The organism is Pseudomonas sp. LG1E9 (genome assembly GCF_003290225.1).
Lineage (GTDB): Bacteria > Pseudomonadota > Gammaproteobacteria > Pseudomonadales > Pseudomonadaceae > Aquipseudomonas > Aquipseudomonas cyclaminis.
Genome location: NZ_CP029983.1, coordinates 239835 through 262215, shown reverse-complemented (window position 1 = coordinate 262215; position 22381 = coordinate 239835). Strand labels below are relative to the sequence as shown.

Genomic DNA, 22381 nt, shown 5'->3' with positions numbered 1-22381 from the left:
GCTTGCCCCCGATAGCGGTCTCAGGCCTGCCGATTGGCATACATCCGACACTCCGCCAACAGCGCCAGTAAATTCGGGTCACGTTCCTTGGCCTTCAAGAACACCACGCCAATCTGCTGCTGCAACCGATACCTGGGTTGCAGCGGTATCAGCTTCACGCGGTTCTCATACACCGCCGCAATCCGCCCCGGCAGCAGCGCATAACCCACCCCCGAACTGACCATGCTCAACAGGGTGAAGATGTCATTGACCTGCATCGCCACTTTCGGCTCGAACCCCGCTTGCTTGAACACCCGGTTGCCATCCTGGTGAGTGGCGAAGCCTTGGGTGAGGGTGATGAAAGTAGCGTCGCGCACGTCGGCCAGGTCGATTTCGCGTTCACGGTCGAAGGGTGAATCGGCCGGTGTGGCGAGGAAGATGTCGTCGGAGAACAGCGCAATCTGCTCGCAATCGGGGTCGTTGGCGTGTTCGTCGAGGGAGATCAGGATCGCGTCCACTTCCATGTTCTTGAGCTTGTAGAGCAGGTCGAAGTTGGAGCCCAGGATCAGGTCGATGTTGAGCTCGCTGCGGCGGATCTTCAGGCCCATGATCAGCTGCGGCACGGTTTTGACCGTCAGCGAATACAGCGAGCCCAGCTTGAAACGCTCGGCGGAAAAACCCGCGGCTTCGCGGGTCAGGCGCACGCTGTCGACCACATCGGCCACCAGCTTCTGTGCGCGTTCTTCGAGCACGTAGGCGCTTTCCAGCGGTGTGAGGTTGCGCCCTTCGTGTTTGAACAGCGGGCAGCGCAGGGCGTTTTCCAGGGAGTGGATGGCGCGGTGCACGCTGACGTTGCTGGTTTGCAACTCGGCCGCGGCGCGGGCCAGGTTGCCGGTACGCATGAACGCCAGGAAGATTTCGAGCTTTTTGAGGGTGAATTCTTCGTCGATCAGCATGGCCGCAGGCTCTTGTTCGAATGTTCCCGATTGTGCCCGCAAAACTGCGCGGCGTCGCTGGAACGTCATGCGGCGCTTGCACTCTTAAGCCCAAGGCGGAAGGCTTGCCGCCAGCCGTTAATGGTTACAGGAGGTCGGTAACACATGTATCACGGGGAACGATTCAACGCCTGGAGCCATTTGCTCGGTGCAGTCGCGGCGTGTATTGGCGCCGTGTGGATGTTGGTGGTGGCGAGCCTCGATGGCAGCCCCTGGAAGATCGTCAGCGTGGCGATTTATGGTTTTACGCTGATGGTGCTGTACAGCGCGTCGACCGTGTACCACAGCGTGCGCGGGCGGCGAAAAGAGATCATGCAGAAGGTCGATCACTTTTCGATCTACCTGTTGATCGCCGGCAGTTACACGCCGTTTTGCCTGGTGACGCTAAGAGGCCCGTGGGGCTGGACGCTGTTCGGCATCGTGTGGGGGCTGGCGGTGATTGGCATTTTGCAGGAGATCAAGCCGCGCTCCGAGGCGCGCGTTTTGTCGATCGTCATCTACGCAGTGATGGGCTGGATTGTCCTGGTGGCGGTCAAGCCGCTGATCGCCGCATTGGGCACCGCTGGGTTTACCTGGCTGGCGTCGGGCGGGGTGTTGTACACCGTCGGCATTATCTTTTTTGCCCTGGAGGACCGCCTGCGGCACTCCCATGGGATCTGGCACCTGTTTGTGATCGGCGGCAGCCTGCTGCATTTCGTGGCGATCATGCGCTACGTGCTATAGGCGTTCCAGCAACTCACAGGCGCGGTTGCCGAAGATCTCCAACAGCTTGGCCAACATATGCGGTGGTGGCTCATTGGCGCGGGTCAGGGCGTACAGGGTGATCGGCAGCGGCGGCGTGAGAGGGCGGATGCAGGTAGTGGCCGTCGAGGCGCCCAGTGCGGTGAAGGGGTCGATCACTGTCAACCCCGCGCCGGACTCGACCATCGCGCGCGCCAATGAATAGGTTTGCACCGAGATCGTCACCCGTGGCGCCGGTTCGACACTCTCCAGGTAGCTGTCGAGTTTGGCGGCCAGCGGGTCGGCGCTGGATAACCCAATCAGCGGCGCACCGGCCAAGTCGGCCAATGGCAACGGCTGATGCAGTTCCGCATCCGGCCAATAGCCTTTGGACGCCAACGCCACCAGCACGCCGTTGGCCAGCACTTGGGTGGTCAACCCCGGATGGCCTGAGAAATTGAGGGTCAGCGCCAGGTCAATCTCGCGCATCAACAGCTTTTGCACCAGTTCGCGGCTATGGTCGCTGGACAGTTCACAGGCCATGTCCGGGTAGTCGCGCTTCCATTCCAGAATCGCCGGTGGCAGCAGCGATAGCGCCAGCGCGGGGATGGCACCGATGCGCACGCTTTGTCCCGGCGCACGGCGCAAGCTCTTGGCCAGGCGCCGCACCCCTTGCAGGCTCGCGGTGACTTTCTCGACTTCGCTTTCCAGCGCCAGGGCTTCCGGTGTGGGTTGCAACTTGCCGCGCACGCGCAGGAACAAGGGGAAACCCAGCTGCAATTCGGCGTGCTGCAACACTTTGGTCACTGCGGGTTGCGACACGTGCAGCAGTTGCGCGGCGGCGCTGACGGAGCCGGTCTGGCGGATCGCCTGGAAGATCTCGATATGACGCAAGCGCATGGCAAGTCCATAACCTTTGTTTATAGGTGGCCCATCTTTATTCATTGTCGGTGGCCTGTCACCTGCGCCTACGCTTGAAGCCTCTGATTTAAGCGGGTGACAACGATGGTGTGCATCATTGGCGGTGGGGTGATCGGTTTGGCCAGCGCCTACGCGTTGGTACGCGCAGGCCATGAGGTGACAGTGATCGACGCCCGCGACAGCCTGGGCAGCGAGACCAGTTACGCCAACGGCGGGCAGTTGTCCTACCGCTATGTGGCGCCGCTGGCCGACGCCGGTGTGCCGCTGCAAGCGATTGGCTGGCTGTTGCGCGGTGATTCGCCGTTGAAGCTGCGCCCGCGCCTGGACCCGCAACAGTGGCGCTGGATGGCCGCATTCATTGGCGCCTGCCGTGGCTCGGTGAACACGCGTAACGCGGCCCACCTACTGCGTCTGGCCTCCCTGAGCCAGAGCACCCTGCAACAATGGCGTATCGACGACCGCCTGGGCGACTTCGATTGGCGGCGCAACGGCAAGCTGGTGACGTTTCGCACTGCCGACACGTTTGAGCGAGCGCGCAATAAGGTCACCGATGTCCTGCAGCAACAGGTTCTTTCCACGCTGGATTGCGTCCGCCTGGAACCTGCACTGGCCCAAGCGGCGCAGGGTTTTGTCGGCGGTATCTACACGCCGAATGAGGAAGTGGCGGACTGTCATGCCTTTTGCCAACGGCTGGCGCAGCGGCTTGAAGCTTCGGGACGCTGTACCTTTATGCTGGGGCGCAAGGTGACTGGGGTTCGTCACGCCGACGGTGCAGTCACGGCCATCGAGTTGGGCGATGACGTGATGCCGGTCGAGCAACTGGTGCTGGCGGCCGGGCATCGCAGCGCGGAGCTGGGGTTGCCGGGGTTGTCGCTGCCGTTGTATCCGCTCAAGGGCTACAGCCTGAGTGTGCCGATTGGCCCGCAGCATCAGGCGCCGAATGTGAGCATCACCGACTACGACCGCAAGATCGTCTACGCACGCATCGGCGAACAACTGCGGGTCGCGGCGATGGTGGATATCGTCGGCTTCGATGCCGGCCTTGAGCCCAAACGACTGGCGCTGATGAAACGTCAGGCTGTTGAGACATTTCCTACAGTGGGTGACTACGACCATGGGGTGGAATGGGCCGGCATGCGCCCCGCCACGCCTACCGGTGTGCCGCTGATCGGCGCCAGCGTCTATCGCAACCTGTGGCTGAACCTGGGCCATGGCGCGCTGGGCTTCACCCTGGCGTGCGGCAGCGGCCACTTGTTGGCCGAACTGATCGGCCAGCGCACACCGTCCATTGATATGCAGGGCCTGGCGCCCCGCGCCGCTTGAGGATGCACACATGACCATCAACCGAATCAGCAGCAACGAGCGTCTTTCGGGTGCCGTGACCTATAAGGACTTGGTGTTCCTATCCGGCCAGGTGCCGGGTGACGGTCAGGATGTAGCGACACAAACCCGCGAAGTGCTGGCCAAGATCGACGAGCTGCTGGCCCATGCGGGCAGTGACAAGGATCACCTGCTCAATGCAACCATTTACCTGAAAGACATCTGCACCGGCTTTGCACCGATGAACGAGGTGTGGTCGGCGTGGCTGTCGCCGGGGATGGCGCCCACGCGCACCACCTTGCAGGCGGAGCTGGCACGGCCGAGCGTGCTGGTGGAAATCAGCGTCATTGCTGTACGTAAATAACCAACGGAGCATAACAATGAAAAAAATCCTGTTGACCGGCTGTACATTGGGGCTGTTGTTCGGGGCTCAGGTTCAGGCCAATGAACCGGCGCTGAACGGCACGTTGAGCAAGATCGCCAACGCCAAGTCCATCACCCTGGGCTATCGCGATGCGTCGGTGCCGTTTTCCTATGTGGGGGATCACAGCGGCAAGCCCATGGGCTATTCGGTGGACCTGGCGAGCAGGATTGTCGAGCGCGTCCAGCAGAAAACCGGGTTGGCGGACCTCAAGGTGAAGTACAACCTGGTGACGTCCCAGACCCGAATTCCGCTGGTGCAGAACGGCACCGTCGACCTGGAATGCGGCTCCACTGGCGTGACCGCCGAGCGGCAGAAGCAGGTGGCGTTTTCCTATGGGTTTATCTACGTGAAAGGCCAGTTGCTGACGGCCAAAGACAGTGGCATCAAAGGCTTCAGCGATCTTGCGGGCAAGAACGTGGTGACCACCGCTGGCACTACCAACGAACGTTTTCTCAAGAGCTACAACGCCGAGCACAAAACCAATATGTTCGTGATCAGCGCCAAGGATCACGGCGAGGCGTTCAAGATGCTGGAGACGGGCCGCGCAGTGGCGTTCTACATGGACGACGCGCTGCTCTATGGCGAACGCGCCAAAGCCAGGGACCCGCACAATTGGGTCGTGGTGGGCGAGGAGCAGTCGCGGGAGATCTACAGCTGCATGGTGCGCAAGGACGATCCGCAGTTTCTCGCGGTGGTCAACGACACCTTGGGTGAGTTGTACCGCAGCGGCGAGATCAACGGGATCTACCAGCGCTGGTTTGAACAACCGATTCCGCCCAAGGGCCTGAACCTGGAGTTCCCGATGACCAGTGAGTTGAAGGCGATCATTGCCAAACCGGTCAGCGACCCTGTCGAGTAAGACGGGATAATCCAATCCAAATGTGAGAGGGGGCAAGCTCCCTCTCACATTTTTGACTGGGTTGGCAAAGGCGGTTAGAAGTCGCCCCAGAGTTGTTGGGCGACGGCCAATGCGACGACGGGCGCGGTCTCGGTGCGCAACACCCGCGGACCCAGGCGCGCTGCATGGAAGCCGGCACTTTGGGCAGTGTCGACTTCATGGTCGGTCAAGCCGCCTTCCGGCCCGATCAGGAAGGCCAGGCTCGACGGCTTGGCATGGCTGATCATCGGCTCGGCCACCGGGTGCAGCACCAGCTTGAGGTCAGCTTCGGCCTGTTTCAGCCAGTCTGCCAGCAGCAGCGGTGGGTGAATCAGCGGCACCGTGGAGCGTCCGCATTGCTCACACGCACTGATCGCCACTTGGCGCCAGTGCAGCAGGCGCTTGTCGGCGCGTTCGTCCTTGAGGCGCACTTCGCAGCGGTCGCTGAAAATCGGCGTGATTTGGTTGACCCCCAATTCAGTGGCTTTCTGGATCGCCCAATCCATGCGTTCGCCTCGGGACAGGCCCTGGCCGAGGTGGATGTGCAGCGGCGATTCAGCCTGGCCGTTGAAGCTTTCGGTGAGGTTTACGGTGACACGTTTTTTCCCGACCTCCAGCAAGGTGCCGCGAAACTCCTGGCCGGAGCCGTCGAACAATTGCACGGCGTCGCCGTCGACCATGCGCAGCACGCGGCTGATGTAGTGCGCCTGGGCTTCGGGCAGTTCATGGTCACCGAGGCTCAGCGGGGTGTCGGTGAAAAAGCGGGACAGTCTCATGTCTGTTCTCTGAAGAATTTAGGTAGGAGCCATCAGCCCGGGTCGCGAAAGCCTGGGTGGAAGTCTGTTGGCACGGCGACGCTGACCTTGCTGTTGGTCGCGATATCGATGCCTTCGCTGGCGACGGTGGCGAGGAAGTCGATCTGCTCCGGCGTAATCACATACGGCGGCAGGAAATACACCACGCTACCCAATGGCCGCAGCAGCGCGCCACGTTCCAGGGCGTGTTCGAACACCTTCAAGCCACGGCGTTCCTGCCACGGGTAGGCGGTCTTGGTGGCCTTGTCCTGGACCATTTCGATGGCCAATACCATGCCGGTCTGGCGCACTTCCGACACATGGGGGTGATCGACCAGGTGGGCAGTGGCGGTAGCCATGCGCTGGGCCAGGGCCTTGTTGTTTTCGATGACGTTGTCTTCTTCGAAAATATCCAGGGTTGCCAGGGCCGCCGCGCACGCCAGCGGGTTGCCGGTGTAGCTGTGGGAATGCAGGAAGGCGCGCAGGGTTGGGTAGTCATCGTAGAACGCGTCGTAGACGTCGTCCGTGGTGACCACGGCCGCCAGCGGCAGGTAGCCACCCGTCAGGGCCTTGGACAGGCACAGGAAGTCCGGGCGGATGCCGGCCTGCTCACAGGCGAACATCGTGCCGGTACGGCCGAAGCCTACGGCGATTTCATCGTGGATCAGGTGCACACCATAGCGGTCGCAGGCTTCGCGCAGCAGCTTGAGGTACACCGGGTGGTACATGCGCATGCCGCCTGCGCCCTGGATCAGCGGCTCGACGATCACGGCGGCGACGGTGGCGTGGTTTTCTGCCAGGGTCTGTTCCATGGCCAGGAACATGTTGCGCGAGTGCTCTTCCCAGCTCATGCCTTCGGGCCGCAGGTAGCAGTCCGGGCTTGGCACCTTGAGGGTGTCGAGCAGCAGCGCCTTGTAGGTCTCGGTAAACAACGGCACGTCGCCCACCGACATCGCCGCGATGGTTTCGCCGTGGTAGCTGTTGGTCAGGGTGACAAAGCGTTTTTTGTCCGGCAGGCCGCGGTTGAGCCAGTAGTGGAAGCTCATCTTCAGGGCGACTTCAATGCACGACGAACCGTTGTCAGCGTAGAAGCAGCGGGTCAGGCCTTCGGGCGTCATCGCCACCAGGCGCTCGGAAAGCTCAATCACTGGCTGATGGCTGAAACCGGCGAGGATCACGTGTTCCAACTGATCGACCTGGTCCTTGATGCGCTGGTTGATGCGCGGGTTGGCGTGGCCGAACACGTTGACCCACCAGGAACTGACGGCGTCGAGGTACCGCTTGCCTTCGAAGTCTTCCAGCCAGACGCCTTCACCGCGCTTGATCGGGATGAGCGGCAGTTGCTGGTGGTCTTTCATCTGGGTGCAGGGATGCCACAGCACGGCGAGGTCGCGTTGCATCCACTGGTTGTTCAAGCCCATCGGTGATCTCCTCGAAGCGGTCCTGCGAGCGGCGCAGGCGAAACAATCGCGCAAGCCTATGCAATGGTGGCCTGGGTCACAAGCCATTGTCGGGAATTCGGAGTAAACACAGGACGGACTGTCACGTTTCTTAGGAATAGTCCTTAATCCTTGGTTAACTTATTGTGCATACGCTCCAGATCGTATTTCTCGATATTTCAAAGCGAAATTTTCCGCTTTAATTCGATAGGTAAAACGCTAATCTTGGGCGCAGCTCTTACGGGATTAAGTACATGCAGCTACGTAACTCTCCAGCCCGTTACGGCTGGGTCAGTATGATTTTGCACTGGGGCGTGGCCCTGGTTGTATTCGGTCTGTTCGCCCTGGGCTTGTGGATGGTCGGGCTCGACTACTACAGCGCCTGGCGCAAAGATGCGCCGGACCTGCACAAGAGCATCGGCATCACGCTGTTCGCCATCATGCTGGTGCGTATCGTCTGGCGCCTGCTCAGCCCGCCACCGCCACCGTTGGCCAGCTACAGCCGCCTGACCCGCCTTGGTGCTGCGTTTGGCCACGGGTTCCTCTATTTCGGCCTGTTTGCCGTGATGATTGCCGGTTACCTGATTTCCACCGCAGACGGTGTCGGTATCCCGGTGTTTGGCTTGTTTGAAATTCCTGCCGTGGTTTCCGGTCTACCGGACCAGGCAGACAACGCAGGCCTGGTGCATCTGTACCTGGCCTGGGTGCTCGTGGTCTTCGCTGGCCTACATGGCGTGGCTGCGTTGAAACACCACTTTATTGATCGTGATGCGACCCTCACGCGAATGCTGGGGCGCAAAGCCTGATGTTCAACCTCGACTCACAAGGAATATAAAGCATGTTGAAAAAGACACTCGCTGCTCTGGCACTCGGTACTGCTCTGCTGTCTGCCGGTCAGGTGATGGCCGCTGACTACAAAATCGACAAGGAAGGCCAGCACGCCTTCATCGACTGGAAAATCAGCCACCTGGGCTACAGCTTCATCCACGGTACCTTCAAGGACTGGGATGGCTCGTTCAGCTGGGATGCCGCCAAGCCTGAAGCCAGCAAAATCGCCGTCGACGTGAAAACCGCCAGCCTGTGGTCCAACCACGCTGAACGTGACAAGCACATCGCCAGCAAGGACTTCCTGGACGTTGCCAAGTTTGCTGATGCCAAGTTCGTGTCTACCGCTGTTAAATCCACCGGCGACAAAACCGCTGACGTGACCGGCGACCTGACCTTCCACGGCGTGACCAAGCCTGTGACCTTCAAGGCTACCTTCAACGGTGAAGGCAAGGATCCATGGGGTGGCGAGCGTGCTGGCTTCAACGCCAAGACCACGCTGAACCTGAATGACTTCGGCATCAAAGGCCCAGGCCCGTCGTCGCAGACTGTTGACCTGGACATCTCGCTGGAAGGCGTCAAGCAGAAGTAATTTCTGCCCACAGCAGGGCTCATTCATTTTTGCTGAGTCCAAAAAAATGCCCCGTCTCGAAAGAGGCGGGGCATTTTTTATGGTGCTTTAAAACTCAGCGGTTGCGGGTCAGCAGCGCTGGTTTTTCACCACGAGGGCGGCCTGGCAGTTGATCCAACTGCTCAGGTGTCGGGAAGCGGTCAGCTTTCGACTCCTTGTGGATGATCTTCGGCGCCGGGCCACCGCGCGGGTTTTGCACGGCTGGCTCGGACGAACGAGGTTGGTCGTCACGGGCCGGTCGGCGGTTGTTGCTGCGCGAGTCTTCACGGCGGGCCTGGCCGTCACGCGGTGCACCGCTACGCGGGCCGCTGCGCTTGGCAGGTGGAGTGCCGGTGGTGCCGCCGCTGCTGTTGCGCGGACCGTTTTGGCGAGCGCCCTGTGGCTGGCCGCCACGGGGTGCGCCCGTGCCTGCGCCCTGTGCTGGCGCACCTGGACGACGACCACGGCCTTGGGCCGGTTTGGCCTGGGGTACGTAGTCAACGCGGTTACCGAAGTTATCCACGTCGTCGTCGAGGAACTCGTCCGGGGCACGGTCGGCGGTAGCACGGGGCGGCTGGCTTGGCTGACGCTGTTCGCGGGCCGGGGTCCCTTCACGGGGTTTCTGCTCGCGGGCAGGGCGTTCGCCACGGCCGTTGGCGGGCGCTTTTTCCTTGCCGCCTTTGTCTTTGCCTTTGTCACGACGACCACCGCCGCCACCGCCGCCGTTCGGGCCATCGCCCTTCGGACCGCGTGGGTTGCGTGGGTTACGCACGTCCGGACGTTCGCGCACTTCAGGCTTCTCGGCCTCTACGGCGCTGGCATCGAAGCCCATCAGGTCGCCGTCGGCGATTTTCTGCTTGGTCATGCGCTCGATGCTTTTCAGCAGTTTCTCTTCGTCCGGTGCGACCAGGGAAATGGCCTCGCCCGAACGACCGGCACGGCCAGTACGGCCGATACGGTGTACATAGTCTTCGTCGACGTTTGGCAGCTCGAAGTTGACCACGTGTGGCAACTGGTCGATATCCAGGCCGCGTGCGGCGATATCGGTTGCTACCAGGATACGTACGCTGCCGGCCTTGAAGTCAGCCAGGGCCTTGGTGCGCGCGTTCTGGCTCTTGTTACCGTGGATGGCGACGGCGGTGAGGCCGTGCTTGTCCAGGTATTCAGCCAGACGGTTGGCACCGTGCTTGGTACGGGTGAACACCAGCACCTGTTCCCACGCGCCGTGGGTGATCAGGTGGGCCAGCAGCGAGCGCTTGTGGCTGGCGGCCAGGCGGAACACGCGTTGCTCGATACGCTCGACCGTGGTGTTCGGTGGCGTGACTTCGATGCGTTCCGGGTTGTGCAGCAGCTTGCCGGCCAGGGCGGTGATGTCCTGGGAGAACGTTGCCGAGAACAGCAGGTTCTGACGTTTGGCCGGCAGGCGGGCGAGGACTTTTTTCACGTCATGGACAAAACCCATGTCGAGCATGCGGTCGGCTTCGTCCAGCACGAGGATTTCCACGTGGGACAAGTCGACGCTGCCTTGGCCGCACAGGTCGAGCAAGCGACCAGGGCATGCCACCAGCACGTCAACACCACGGGACATGGCCTGAACTTGTGGGTTCATGCCGACGCCGCCGAAGATGCAGGCGCTGACGAACTTCAAGTCGCGGGCATACAGCTTGAAGCTGTCGTGCACCTGGGCGGCGAGTTCGCGGGTAGGGGTCAGGACCAGTACGCGCGGTTGGCGCGGGCCGTGACGCTGGGATTTGTCCGGGTGACCATTGGGAAACAACCGCTCCAGAATCGGGAGGGCGAAGCCGCCGGTTTTACCAGTACCTGTCTGAGCCGCAACCATCAGGTCGCGACCTTGCAACACGGCGGGAATGGCCCGCTGTTGCACCGGAGTAGGCTCGGTATAGCCCGCTGCCTCGATGGCGCGGACTAAAGCCTCGGAGAGACCGAGGGAAGCAAAGGACATGAGTAATCCTGTTTTAGTTAGGGCTTGGCCCAAAGGGATAATCTTGCCGGGCGTGAATGGCGCTTAGGGGAGCGCAATCCCGTCCGGTCCTGCTGCGTCTGGCGGGCACTCCACCGGCTCGCGCGGGCTTCAAAGCTGCGCAGTAGCGGGGTTGGGTGCCTTTTTCAAGACCTCAGCGGCCGGGCGTAAGCCTGGCGGGAAGGCCGGAGTATAACAGAGCAATCACGGCGCGCCGCTTTCCTGCTGCTCAACGGCGTGTCCGAACGCTGTAAACGCTTGGATTCCACCATATTTGACGCTCAATTGCGTGTAGGCCGGCTCCTGTTTGAAGCGTTTGAGCTCGGCGGCAAAACGTTGCACCAACAGGTCCATGCCCGCGCCACGGCGTACGGCGAGGTATTGTTGCTGGCGGCTGACCACCACGGGGGCCTGGCTGACTTTGTTTTCCAGGCCCAGTGCCTTGATCACGTGCTGGCCCACCCGGCGGTCGGTGATCAACAGGTCGATGCGCCCCAGCAGCAATTTGCCGAAGTTGGCTTCATGGCTGGGGGCCGGCTCGCGGTTGAATTCGGTGGAGTCGATAAAGGGCGAACCGTACAGGTAGCCTGGCGACGTGCCGACCGTGAGGCCGCGCAGCTCGTCAAGGCTTTGGATCGGATGCGGACGTTCGTTGGCGTAGAACATTACGAACTCCACCTGCGACAGGGGTTCGCTGGGGTACAGCAACAGCGCGTCGCGGTCGTGGCTGTGGAAAATATCCAGCGCACCGTCAGCATGACCTTGATCAAGCATGGCCAGGCAGCGCTTCCAGGGCAGGAACTGCCATTGCACCTCGACCCCCAGGCGCTGGAATACGATCACCGTGGTTTCGTAGTCCAGCCCGTGCATGGCGCCGTGTTCCTCATAGACATAAGGCGCCCACGGCTCGGTGACAATACGCAATTTCTCGCCGTAAGCTGCCAGGCTCAGGCAAGTAAAAAATGCAGCGGTCAACAGCTTCAGAATGACGGGCATACCCTGAGGTTACGACGCCCGTGAGCTAAAGAGAAGCTCTGGCGCAAGCTTCTGCGGGCGCTGCTATTTTGTGGGCGAGGTCATCAGGTGTTCGTAGATGGCTGCACGTCGCTCGCCGAGAATCAGCCGCACCACAGGGTTGGCGAACCAATGTTCGAGTTGGTGCGCGTCGACGGGGGATTTCTGGCGTTCTTCCTGGTTCTGCAGCGCCTTGTCCCACCAAACCGGGCCACAGGCTTGGTCGAATTCATTTTCGTGCTCGTAGCAGCCGTAGAGAATCTCGCGGATGAACTGCTGCTTGCGCTTGGGCAGCGCCAGGGTGATCAGCTTGTACATCAAGCGTTGCAGGCGTGGCGGACGGGGCAGGTGCGCGGAGACCTTGCGTGTATCGGCCAGGGCCTGGGCGCAGAGCGGGTCGGCGGCGTGCTTGGTCACCCACGCCTTGACCTTGGCCCGGAACAACTGCTTGCGGCTCCAGTAGTGATGGATGAGGTCGGGGCACTGGCGGACGTCGAGTGTGCGGTACGCAGCCACCGACAGGCAGAACTCTTCCAGGGTGTAGGCGCCGCGGGCCATGGGGAACAGTTCGTCCATCAGCTCGATCGAGCGATCCAGAATGTGCGCGTCTTGCCGGGTCAGGCCCATGACGCCGGAGTTGAGCAGCCACATTTCGTCGTCGGCCAGGCCTTTGTCGGCCAAGTGTTTGGCCAGGGCTTCATACAGCACGCTTTCGTGGTTATCGCCGTACTTGGCGTGGAAGGCATTGCACAGCACGGCGCCAGGTGCGACGCGTTCGAACAGCGCCATGGGCGAATCGTGGAAAAACGTGTCGGTGTCGATCAGCAACGCCCGTTCAGCCGTTTGCAGCACCTGGCGCAACAGCACATGTTTGGTGCGGAAGTGGTAGCCGTGGGGCTCGCTCCAGCGCTGGCGCGTCGCGTCGTCCAGTACATGGACCTGCACCGGCAGGCCACGGTAGGGCGCCGGATTGTCGCTGAAGACCTGGATATCCAACGGCATGTCCTGGGGGCCGCCCAGGTGAGAAAGGGCACTGGCGATACTGAATACGGCTTCCTGATGGTAGGTCTCGGCGCCGAATACCAGGTAAATCAGCTGCGGGCGGGGAGTCGGGGACGCTGTATTCATTTACTGCTGGTTTCCTTTCCGAGGATATACAGGCAAAAAAAGCCCCCGTGATAACGAGGGCCGGGTACTGCTATTAAACTGGCCTAGCGTGGCAGTTTAAGGTTGTTCCAGATAGCAAGGCTCGGCTCAGCCTGGTTCAGGGTATAGAAGTGCAACCCTGGTGCGCCACCTTGTAACAAACGCTCACACATTTCGCTGATGACCTGCTCACCGAACGCCTGGATGCTCTTGACGTCGTCGCCGTAGGCTTCCAGTTGCTTGCGTACCCAGCGTGGAATCTCGGCACCGCAGGCGTCGGAGAAACGCGCCAGCTTGCTGTAGTTGGTGATCGGCATGATGCCCGGCACGATTGGGATGTTCACACCCATCGCCCGTACACGCTCGACGAAGTAGAAGTAGCTGTCGGCGTTGAAGAAGTACTGGGTGATCGCGCTATTGGCGCCAGCGTTGGCCTTGCGCACGAAGTTTTGCAGATCGTCTTCGAAATTGCGCGCTTGAGGATGCATCTCCGGGTAAGCCGCCACTTCGATATGGAAGTGATCGCCGCTTTCTTCGCGGATGAAGCTCACCAGGTCATTGGCGTAGCGCAGCTCACCGCTGGCCATGCCCATGCCGGAGGGCAGGTCGCCACGCAGGGCGACAATGCGCTGGATGCCGGCAGCCTTGTATTGGGTCAGCAGGCCGCGCAGGTCGTCCTTGCTGTCGCCCACGCACGACAAGTGCGGAGCGGCGGGAACTTTGACTTCGCTTTCGAGCTGCAACACGGTGTTGATCGTGCGATCACGTGTCGAACCGCCGGCGCCGTAGGTGCAAGAGAAGAAGTCAGGGTTGTAGCTGGCCAACTGCTTGGCAGTCGCCATCAGTTTTTCATGCCCAGCATCGGTCTTGGTCGGGAAGAACTCGAAGCTGTAGCGACGGTCTTGGGACATGGTCATACCCTTGGAAGCTCATAATTGCGCAATATGCACACCGTCGATGTGGGAGGGGGCTTGCCCCCGATAGCGGAGTGTCAGTTAGTAAATATATCGACTGACCCACCGCCATCGGGGGCAAGCCCCCTCCCACATTAGAAGCCCGCTCCCACTGGGAGAGCAGGCAGCAGGCATATCAGTAGCGGTAAGCGTGCGGCTTGAACGGACCTTCAACGGTCACGCCGATGTAGTCGGCCTGAGTCTTGGTCAGTTGAGTCACTACGCCGCCGAAGCCGCGGACCATTTCCAGGGCCACTTCTTCGTCGAGTTTCTTCGGCAGTACTTCCACGGTCAGGCGCTCTGCTTTCTGGGCAGGCGACAGGTCGGCGTATTTCTGGCCGAACAGGAAGATCTGGGCCAGTACCTGGTTGGCGAACGAGCCATCCATGATGCGGCTTGGGTGGCCAGTGGCGTTACCCAGGTTAACCAGACGGCCTTCAGCCAGCAGGATCAGGTAGTCGTCGTTCTGCGGGTCGAAATCGCCAGCACCGGTACGGTGAACCTTGTGCACCTGTGGCTTCACTTCTTCCCATGCCCAGTTCTTGCGCATGAAAGCGGTGTCGATTTCATTGTCAAAGTGGCCGATATTGCAGACAACGGCGCGCTTCTTCAGGGCTTTGAGCATGTTTGCGTCGCAAACATTCACGTTGCCGGTGGTGGTCACGATCAGGTCGATCTTGCCCAGCAGGGCCTTGTCGATGCTCGCTTCGGTGCCGTCGTTCTGGCCGTCGATGAACGGCGAAACCACTTCGAAACCGTCCATGCAGGCTTGCATGGCGCAGATCGGGTCAACTTCGGAGACCTTGACGATCATGCCTTCCTGACGCAGGGACTGGGACGAACCCTTGCCCACGTCACCGTAGCCGATCACCAGGGCTTGCTTGCCCGACAGCAGGTGGTCGGTGCCGCGCTTGATGGCGTCGTTCAGGCTGTGACGGCAGCCGTACTTGTTGTCGTTCTTGCTCTTGGTCACCGAGTCATTGACGTTGATGGCCGGGATTTTCAGCTCGCCCTTGGCCAGCATGTCCAGCAGGCGGTGTACGCCAGTGGTGGTTTCTTCGGTGACGCCGTGGACGCGGTCCAGGATCGCCGGGTATTTCTTGTGCAGCAGCTCGGTCAGGTCGCCGCCGTCGTCGAGGATCATGTTGGCATCCCAAGGCGCGCCATCTTTGAGGATGGTTTGCTCCAGGCACCACTCGTACTCTTCTTCGGTTTCGCCTTTCCAGGCGTAAACCGCGATACCGGCAGCAGCGATCGCAGCGGCGGCCTGGTCTTGAGTCGAGAAGATGTTGCAGGACGACCAACGCACTTCGGCACCCAGGGCAACCAGGGTTTCGATCAGTACGGCAGTCTGAATGGTCATGTGGATACAGCCGAGAATCTTCGCGCCCTTGAGCGGTTGCTCGCCGGCATACTTGCGACGCAGGCCCATCAGGGCTGGCATCTCGGATTCGGCGATAAAGGTTTCGCGACGGCCCCAGGCGGCGAGGGACATGTCGGCGACTTTGTAGTCGGTGAAATCTGCAGGCGTGTTGACAGCGCTCATGAAGAGCCTCCATTCGTAGTGTGCGAATGGGCGCCGTTGTGCGTTTAGTATCAGGCCAGGGGAATCAGGCCGGACAACGCCCCATCCGAGCCTGACAGGTTGAACCTGCTGCAGCGCCCCTCGGACAGGTGGCGGGAGAACGGTATCAATTGAAAATGACCGTTTTGAAACGGGGGCGATTATAGCCGTGTGCGCCAGACTTCCCAAGCCTTTCTGTCGGCGGCATGAAGATCGTTCATGGGCTTGATAGGCAATGGCTCATAGAGCTTGGGCCTGGGCTCTGCCATGATGTTGCCCATCATTCGGCAAGACGCTTTGGAGTGACCATGAACTTCCACACCCGCAAATGGGTAAAACCCGAAGACCTCAACCCCAACGGCACCCTGTTCGGCGGTAGCCTGCTGCGCTGGATCGACGAAGAAGCAGCTATCTACGCCATCGTCCAACTGGGCAACCAGCGGGTGGTGACCAAATACATTTCCGAAATCAACTTCGTCAGCGCGTCGCGCCAGGGCGACATTATCGAGTTGGGTATCACCGCCACCGAGTTCGGCCGCACCTCCATCACGCTGACCTGTGAAGTGCGCAACAAGATCACCCGCAAAAGCATCCTCACCGTGGAAAAAATGGTCTTCGTCAACCTCGGCGAAGACGGCCTGCCGGCCCCTCACGGCCGTACAGAGATCAAATACGTGAAAGACCAGTTCCAGGATGACAGCCTTCGTGAATAACACGGCAGCGGTTGGATTTTAATTACCGGATCATTCTGCGTGGATCTTTTAGTAGCGTGCTCATCACTCAGTCTCACACCCTGCAGTGAGAGGCTTGCGTATGAAAGTGTCCGGTTCCGTTCATCAGGTTCAGCCGCCGTTGCCTTGCCCTTTGGACCCAAGCACTAGCACCTCGTTGGTCGAGGGTCTAGGGCCCCGTAAGTTGAGCCTCTATCGCGACAGCAGTGGCGCAGTGGAGGTGGTTTTGTCACCGCCTGCGCCTGGACACCTGGTGCTCAGCGGTGGCGGTGCCAAAGGTGTGGCCTTTTCCGGGATGACGCAGGCGCTTGAAGATGTCGGGAAAATGCAGGGTATCAAGGTGGTGTCCGGCTCATCCGCGGGGGCGATTTCTGGCGTATTGCTTGCCAGCGGAATAGGCGGCAAGGCGTTCGATAGCCTGCTGGATCGTATCGACCTGCCCGGTTTGCTCAACAGCCAAGACCCGGTAACAGCCTGGTTGCAAGATGCAAGTTCGACCCTTGGCAAGCTCGCCAAGCGACTGCCTGGTCCGGTTGGTAATATTTCCCAGCTCTTATTGACCATGATGCCGCGCCTGCAAAGCGAGGCACCCCTATTGGTAGAGATGATGCGCAATGAGTCGCGCAAATCAATTCTCGCCCATATCGCCGACACGCCCAGAGCCACCCGGCCAGCAGAACTCATGAAGATTGCCGACCGGCTCAGTGCCGGAGGGGCGCCCACCTTTCGCGATCTTGAGGTGTTGAATCGCGTTATCCCTGCAATCAAGCAACTCAATATCACCGGCACAGCTATGTTCGACGGTCGCCCGCAGTTGGTGGTGTTCAACGCCAACCTGACCCCGGACATGGACATCGCCCGCGCTGCCCATATTTCGGGTTCGTTGCCGATGCTGTTCAAGAGCCCGGTCGAGCAGGGCCAAGGATTTCAGCAGGGTTCAGAAGTTACGGCCTTTCGCGATGGTGCGCTGCTCCTCAATACCCCTGCTCCCAATGTCATTGACCGTTCGTTGCCAGAGAGCATCTGGAACAGAGACGAGCCGCTGATCGTCCAATTCGAATCCGAAAAGCCTGAAACGCCGCAAAAAAGCGGTGGTTTTTTCAGTCATCTGGTCGACACCTTTACCGATACTCCGCACACGGCGGCCGAGGCTTATCAAGATGATCGGCTCAAAACACTCGCTGATCAGACCGTGACGTTGCCGCTGAACACCACAAAAGGTGACTTCCGCGGCCTGCTCAATGGCACCGTCAACTTCACCATGACCCCTGAACAGAAAAATTATCTGCAGGCGCTGGCGCGTCAAGCGGTAGCGGCCCATCTGGAAAGGCGTGACACAACACGTGAGCATCATCCGTTCGCCTCATTGGAAAGCGCGCTGTTAGCGATGGATGATGAACACATCACCCGTGTTCAGGGTCACTTGGAGAATGATCCGGCTGCCGGAGCCGTACTGAAGTTTCGCGAGGATGCTTACGAGGCGTTGGGGGTGCTGGACGGTGCGATTACGGATGACAATCAATCTGCAGGAGCGCTTGCGCTCACGCCGAAGTTGGCATCGGCGCTACGTAACCTGGACGCACTTGCTCGTCAGCCCGAACAAGTCGAGTGGCTGGGGCAGCGCCTTAATGCCGGTGGGCAGCGTAACTTCCAGCAGCTTTTGCAGATGGGCGCCATGCAGGCATTGGTTAAAACGCCAATCTCCAAGGTCATGACCAGTGCCGTCGCCGAAATGCAGAGGCGTGATCTCGCGGTGAGGGCTGAGAACTTCACCCGTGAGGTCATTTACCCATCGCAGTACCGCCCGGGCCAGCCAGATGCCAATGTCGAGTTGTTGCAAGCGGCGGCGCGTGACTTGGCCAAAGCGACCACGCCGGCAGCATTCAACCGCGTGCTTGACGGCATTGTTCAAAATTACGGAGCACGCAATAAACCCTGGGGTAAGCCGGTCAATTCCACGACGGTGGAACAGGCCAGGGCCTGGCGTATTCCGGTTTAGTGACCTGGCCACTGAACAGCCATCGCTGGGGCGTGTCGTAGCTACAGGCACCCCTTGGACTCTGGACCATCATGGCCAAATACGAAGACGGCAAAACTCCCAACCTTTCGCAGGAAGAGCAGCAGGATGTGGACGATAACCAGCCACCCCGTGCAGCGGTGCTGCATGAAATCATCCGCACCCAGGGTGACCAGGAACTGGAGCGCAACGTGGCCGCCTTGTGGTGGTCGGCATTGGCCGCCGGGTTGACCATGGGCCTGTCGCTGATGGCCATGGGGCTGCTCAATTCACGCCTGCCCGAGGGTGAAGCATTCAAGGTGATTGCCAGCTTCGGCTACTGTGCGGGCTTTCTGGCGGTGATTCTTGCGCGCCAGCAACTGTTCACTGAAAACACTCTTACCGCCGTGCTGCCGGTCATGAGCAAGCCAACTCTGGCCAATGCCGGGCGTCTGCTTCGGCTGTGGTCAGTGGTGCTGGTCGGCAACCTCTGCGGCACCCTGTTGGTGGCCTATGTGATGCTGCATCTGCCGATCTTCGATACCAAGACCGACATGGCCTTCCTGGAGATAGGGCGCAAGATCATGGAAAACGACCCCGGTCAGATGTTCGCCAAGGGCATCATCTCCGGCTGGATGATCGCCACCATGGTGTGGATGATTCCATCGATGGAAAGCGCCAAGATGTGGATCATCATCCTGATCACCTACCTGATGGCGCTGGGGGATTTCACCCATATCGTGGTGGGTTCGGCAGAAGTGTCTTATCTGGTGTTTGCCGGCGAGCTGCCGTGGAAGGATTTCTGGCTGGTGTTTGCCGGCCCGACACTGGCCGGCAACATCATCGGGGGCAGCTTTATCTTTGCCTTGATCAGCCATGCGCAGATTCGCAGCGAAGGCAGCCTGCCGGGCAAGAAGGCTGCGGACCCAAGGCATCCGCAGCGTATCGACCAGGATCAGTGAACGTCAGGCGTGGCCTGGGGCTCGTCCCGGGTCACGCGCTTGACCAGCTTGCCGATGCTCAACCCCTGCAACAGGATCGAGGACAGCACCACGATGTAGGTGATGCTCAGCAGCAAGTCGCGCTCCGGGCCCAGTGGCAGGGCCAACGCCAATGCCACCGAAACCCCGCCGCGCAAGCCGCCCCAGGTCAGGATGCGGATGGTCCCGCGCGGCACCGCGCGCCAGCGGCGCAGCAGCAGGATCGCCGGGGCTACGGTCAGCAGGCGCGAAAGCAGGATCGCCACTGCCAGCAAACTGGCCGCAAACACGTGCAGCCAATTGAACGGCAACAGCAGCAGTTCCATGCCGATCAGTGCAAACAGCAAGGCGTTGAGCATGTCGTCGAGCAATTCCCAGAAACCGTCCAGGTAGCGCCGGGTCATGTCGTTCATCGCCAGCTTGCGCCCCAGGTTGCCGATGATCAGCCCGGCCACCACCATCGCAATCGGTGCAGAGACGTGCAGCTCGGTGGCCATGGCCGAGCCGCCGATCACCAGGGCGAGGGTCAGCATGACTTCGATCTGGTGCTGTTCGATGCTCTTGATCATCAGGTACACCAGGTAGCCGATGAGCCCGCCGAACACCACGCCGCCAACGGCTTCATGGACGAACAGCATGGCTGTGGCGCCCACGGTAGGCGTCTCGCCCAATTGCGCGATGCCCAGCAGGACGGTAAAGACCACCACCGCTGTGCCGTCGTTGAACAGTGACTCGCCGACGATGGTGGTTTTAAGCGGTTTCGACGCATTGGCAGTACGCAGCACACCCAACACCGCAATCGGGTCGGTGGGTGAGATCAGCGCGCCGAACAGCAAGCAGTAGAGGAAACTCACGTGCCAGCCGAACAGGGCAAAGATGTAGTACGCCAGGCTGCCGATCACTACCGTGGCGATCAGCACGCCGAAGGTTGCCAGCAGGCCGATGGGCCAGCGGTAGCTACGCAGGTCGCTGAGGTTGACATGCAAGGCACCGGCGAACAGCAGGAACGACAGCATCCAGTTCATCAGCAGGTCGCCGAAGTCGATCTGGCCGATCAGTTGCTGGATGCGTTCCTCCAGGCCGGGGTAGCCGAGCACGCTCAGGCCTTGCAGGATCAGGGAAAACAGCAGGGCCGTGACCATGACGCCGATGGTGGGCGGCAGGCCGATAAAGCGGAAGTTCACGTAGGTGAGCAGGGTGGTGAGGCAAATGAAGGCGGCGACAAGTTCGAGCATCCGGGGTCCTTGGAGTGGGGGGAAGATCAGTGATGAGTGGGGGGATGGACCGCAGCAGCGGCATGAGGTTGCACCGCGCACGATAGAACCTTTTGGTGCGGGGCGGCTCTTAGCGGGTAAGTGCGGTTTGGTATGTTTAGTGCTAAAACTCTAATCGCTGTTTAAAACGACAAAAGGAATGAGTGATGACGGTCGCTTTCTGGTGTGTGTTGATCGCAATTTTTCTGCCTTACCTGTGTACGGGTGTGGCCAAGTTCAGCCAGGGCAAGTTCGGGCCTCGGCAGAACCACGACCCGCGTGCTTTTCTGGACACCCTGCAAGGGGTTGCCAAGCGTGCCCACAGTGCGCAACTCAACGGCTTTGAAGTCACCCCGGCATTTGCGGCGGCGGTGATTATCGCGCATCTGGCCGGTACGGCCGAGCTGGTGACCATCAATGTGTTGGCCGTACTGTTTATCACCAGCCGCCTGCTGTACATCATTTGCTACCTGGCCGACTGGGCGATACTGCGCTCGGTGGTGTGGTCTGTCGGCATGGCGTTGATTGCGAGTTTCTTCTTTGTCTCGATCTGACCTGTGACGCAGATCCACTTGTGGGAAGGGGCTTGCCCCCTCCCACATTTGACTTAGAGGGTCTCCGGAACCTGTGGCAACGCCGCGCCCTTGGGCCACAACATCCAGATTTGTCCTTGCTGCTTCATATTCCCGGCCAGTTCACCTGCCGCATCGCCGGTGCCCCAGAACAAGTCCGCACGCACTTCGCCGGTGATTGCACCACCCGTATCCTGTGCCGCAACCGGACGTGCCAACGGCGTGCCGTCAGGCTTGGTGGTCGACAACCACAACAAACTGCCCAGCGGAATCACCTTGCGATCCACCGCCACGCTGTAGCCGGCGGTCAACGGCACATTCAGCGAACCGCGTGGGCCTTCGTTGCTGTCGGGGCGGGCGCTGAAGAATACGTAGCTGGGGTTGCTCGCCAGCAACTCCGGGATTCGCTCCGGGTGCGCCTTGGCCCAGGCACTGATGGCGCCCATGGTCACGTCTTCTTTCTTCAGCTCGCCTTGCTCCACCAGCCAGCGGCCGATAGGGCGGTAGGGGTAGCCGTTCTGGTCGCCGTAACCGACGCGCAGTTGACGCCCGTCTTTGAGTTGAATGCGCCCCGAGCCCTGAATCTGCAGGAATTGCAGGTCCATCGGCTGGGTCAACCAGGCAATCGGCTTGGCGCTGGAGCCTTGGCCGTTGATGGCGCTGGCATCGTCGTAAGGCTTTAGCACGCGGCCTTCCAGGCGACCGCGCAGACGCTTGCCCTTGAGTTCCGGGTAGATGCTTTCCAGGTTGACGATGATCAGGTCATCCGGCACGCCATACACCGGCACATGGGCGGCGGCGGTCTTGGTCAGGCTGCCGGGGTAGACCGGTTCGTAGTAGCCGGTGATCAAGCCGTTTGGGGTGTTATCAGCCGAGCGCAGCCCGAACACATCCAGGCGCTCCTTGAGAAAACCGCGCACCGCTACGGCATTGCCCGGCACGCTGGCTGCCGCCGCGCAGGTCGCGCCCCATACCGGGTCGGCCTTGAGGCGTTGGCAAGCGCTGCGCCAGGATTCAAAGCCGGCCAGCAGGTCGCTGTCGGATACCGTCGGCAGCGCTTCCCAGGGGGCGCTGACGTAAGTGGCAACGGCATGGGGTTTGGCTGCTTCATCTTTAGCTGTGTCTTTACCGGTGTCCTTGCCTGCGTCGCAGCCGGCCAGCAGCGCAATCATCGGCAGAGCCCACGCCAGACGGTGGCTCCAGGGTTTCAACATGAGACTCATACACGTATTTCCTGAAACGATTGCCCGCGCCTTGGCGCCTTGGGCAACCCTTGTTATTAATAGG

At 60.6% G+C, this 22381-nt stretch carries 21 protein-coding genes and 1 riboswitch; of the genes, 10 read left to right on the top strand and 11 right to left on the bottom strand.

Going from position 1 to position 22381, the window contains the following annotated elements:
* Positions 1–20 precede the first annotated feature (20 nt).
* Positions 21–935 carry a LysR substrate-binding domain-containing protein gene (locus DNK50_RS01385; protein WP_099585816.1) on the bottom strand — a complete coding sequence of 305 codons (915 nt, stop codon included), beginning with the start codon at positions 933–935 and terminating at the stop codon, positions 21–23.
* A gap of 144 nt (positions 936–1079) precedes the next feature.
* Between DNK50_RS01385 and DNK50_RS01380 the strand changes: the two genes are divergently transcribed.
* Entirely contained in the window at positions 1080–1697 is a 618-nt protein-coding gene (locus DNK50_RS01380) for a hemolysin III family protein (RefSeq protein ID WP_099585815.1), read from the top strand.
* Here DNK50_RS01380 and DNK50_RS01375 read toward each other — a convergent pair.
* Positions 1692–2594 (bottom strand): LysR family transcriptional regulator, encoded by a 903-nt coding sequence (locus DNK50_RS01375; protein WP_112192656.1) that lies wholly within the window; start codon positions 2592–2594, stop codon positions 1692–1694. The two genes, DNK50_RS01380 and DNK50_RS01375, sit on opposite strands and share 6 nt — an antisense overlap.
* Before the next feature lie 96 nt (positions 2595–2690).
* Between DNK50_RS01375 and DNK50_RS01370 the strand changes: the two genes are divergently transcribed.
* The 3 genes from DNK50_RS01370 to DNK50_RS01360 are packed head-to-tail and all read left to right on the top strand — an operon-like array spanning position 2691 to position 5218.
* Positions 2691–3938, top strand: coding sequence for a D-amino acid dehydrogenase (locus DNK50_RS01370; RefSeq protein WP_112192655.1), 1248 nt, complete (start codon positions 2691–2693; stop codon positions 3936–3938).
* A gap of 10 nt (positions 3939–3948) precedes the next feature.
* Positions 3949–4299: a RidA family protein gene (locus tag DNK50_RS01365; protein ID WP_112192654.1), complete on the top strand. Its 351-nt coding sequence runs from the start codon at positions 3949–3951 to the stop codon at positions 4297–4299.
* A 16-nt stretch (positions 4300–4315) separates the two neighbouring features.
* Complete coding sequence (locus DNK50_RS01360) at positions 4316–5218, top strand: transporter substrate-binding domain-containing protein (RefSeq protein ID WP_112192653.1); 903 nt, start codon at positions 4316–4318, stop codon at positions 5216–5218.
* Between the two features lie 74 nt (positions 5219–5292).
* On the opposite strand, the gene DNK50_RS01355 is transcribed toward DNK50_RS01360, so the two are convergent.
* Positions 5293–6012, bottom strand: a complete 720-nt coding sequence (locus DNK50_RS01355) for a 16S rRNA (uracil(1498)-N(3))-methyltransferase (RefSeq protein ID WP_112192652.1) — start codon at positions 6010–6012, stop codon at positions 5293–5295.
* A 32-nt stretch (positions 6013–6044) separates the two neighbouring features.
* Positions 6045–7451 carry an adenosylmethionine--8-amino-7-oxononanoate transaminase gene (locus DNK50_RS01350; protein WP_112192651.1) on the bottom strand — a complete coding sequence of 469 codons (1407 nt, stop codon included), beginning with the start codon at positions 7449–7451 and terminating at the stop codon, positions 6045–6047.
* A 272-nt stretch (positions 7452–7723) separates the two neighbouring features.
* Here DNK50_RS01350 and DNK50_RS01345 point away from each other — a divergent pair, with 272 nt between their 5' ends.
* Positions 7724–8275: a cytochrome b gene (locus DNK50_RS01345; RefSeq protein WP_112192650.1), complete on the top strand. Its 552-nt coding sequence runs from the start codon at positions 7724–7726 to the stop codon at positions 8273–8275.
* Positions 8276–8307: 32 nt separating this feature from the next.
* Complete coding sequence (locus DNK50_RS01340) at positions 8308–8886, top strand: YceI family protein (protein WP_099585807.1); 579 nt, start codon at positions 8308–8310, stop codon at positions 8884–8886.
* Between the two features lie 94 nt (positions 8887–8980).
* Here the strand turns inward: DNK50_RS01340 and DNK50_RS01335 are convergent, their stop codons facing one another.
* From DNK50_RS01335 to ahcY, 5 genes are all read right to left on the bottom strand, one after another.
* Positions 8981–10867: a DEAD/DEAH box helicase gene (locus DNK50_RS01335; RefSeq protein WP_099585806.1), complete on the bottom strand. Its 1887-nt coding sequence runs from the start codon at positions 10865–10867 to the stop codon at positions 8981–8983.
* A gap of 222 nt (positions 10868–11089) precedes the next feature.
* Positions 11090–11881 (bottom strand): ABC transporter substrate-binding protein, encoded by a 792-nt coding sequence (locus tag DNK50_RS01330; protein ID WP_099585805.1) that lies wholly within the window; start codon positions 11879–11881, stop codon positions 11090–11092.
* Between the two features lie 63 nt (positions 11882–11944).
* Complete coding sequence (locus tag DNK50_RS01325; RefSeq protein ID WP_099585804.1) at positions 11945–13027, bottom strand: hypothetical protein; 1083 nt, start codon at positions 13025–13027, stop codon at positions 11945–11947.
* Positions 13028–13110: 83 nt separating this feature from the next.
* Complete coding sequence (gene metF / locus DNK50_RS01320) at positions 13111–13956, bottom strand: methylenetetrahydrofolate reductase [NAD(P)H] (RefSeq protein WP_099586237.1); 846 nt, start codon at positions 13954–13956, stop codon at positions 13111–13113.
* Between the two features lie 178 nt (positions 13957–14134).
* Positions 14135–15544 carry an adenosylhomocysteinase gene (gene ahcY, locus DNK50_RS01315; RefSeq protein WP_017735703.1) on the bottom strand — a complete coding sequence of 470 codons (1410 nt, stop codon included), beginning with the start codon at positions 15542–15544 and terminating at the stop codon, positions 14135–14137.
* 21 nt (positions 15545–15565) lie between these two features.
* Positions 15566–15672: riboswitch (S-adenosyl-L-homocysteine riboswitch) on the bottom strand.
* Positions 15673–15870: 198 nt separating this feature from the next.
* On the opposite strand from ahcY, the gene DNK50_RS01310 reads away from it, so the two are divergent.
* The 3 genes from DNK50_RS01310 to DNK50_RS01300 all read left to right on the top strand — a co-directional run bounded on the left by DNK50_RS01310 (position 15871) and on the right by DNK50_RS01300 (position 19251).
* Complete coding sequence (locus DNK50_RS01310; RefSeq protein WP_099585803.1) at positions 15871–16275, top strand: acyl-CoA thioesterase; 405 nt, start codon at positions 15871–15873, stop codon at positions 16273–16275.
* 100 nt (positions 16276–16375) lie between these two features.
* Positions 16376–18292, top strand: coding sequence for a patatin-like phospholipase family protein (locus tag DNK50_RS01305; protein ID WP_112192649.1), 1917 nt, complete (start codon positions 16376–16378; stop codon positions 18290–18292).
* A gap of 71 nt (positions 18293–18363) precedes the next feature.
* Positions 18364–19251, top strand: a complete 888-nt coding sequence (locus tag DNK50_RS01300) for a formate/nitrite transporter family protein (RefSeq protein WP_112192648.1) — start codon at positions 18364–18366, stop codon at positions 19249–19251.
* Here the strand turns inward: DNK50_RS01300 and DNK50_RS01295 are convergent.
* Positions 19245–20504, bottom strand: a complete 1260-nt coding sequence (locus DNK50_RS01295; RefSeq protein WP_112192647.1) for a sodium:proton antiporter — start codon at positions 20502–20504, stop codon at positions 19245–19247. The two genes, DNK50_RS01300 and DNK50_RS01295, sit on opposite strands and share 7 nt — an antisense overlap.
* Positions 20505–20689: 185 nt before the next feature.
* On the opposite strand from DNK50_RS01295, the gene DNK50_RS01285 reads away from it, so the two are divergent.
* The gene (locus DNK50_RS01285) at positions 20690–21076 is read left to right on the top strand and encodes an MAPEG family protein (protein WP_099585798.1); all 387 of its coding nucleotides are present in this window, start codon (positions 20690–20692) and stop codon (positions 21074–21076) included.
* Between the two features lie 53 nt (positions 21077–21129).
* Here DNK50_RS01285 and DNK50_RS01280 read toward each other — a convergent pair whose 3' ends face one another.
* Positions 21130–22317 carry a murein transglycosylase A gene (locus tag DNK50_RS01280; RefSeq protein ID WP_112192645.1) on the bottom strand — a complete coding sequence of 396 codons (1188 nt, stop codon included), beginning with the start codon at positions 22315–22317 and terminating at the stop codon, positions 21130–21132.
* Positions 22318–22381 lie beyond the last annotated feature (64 nt).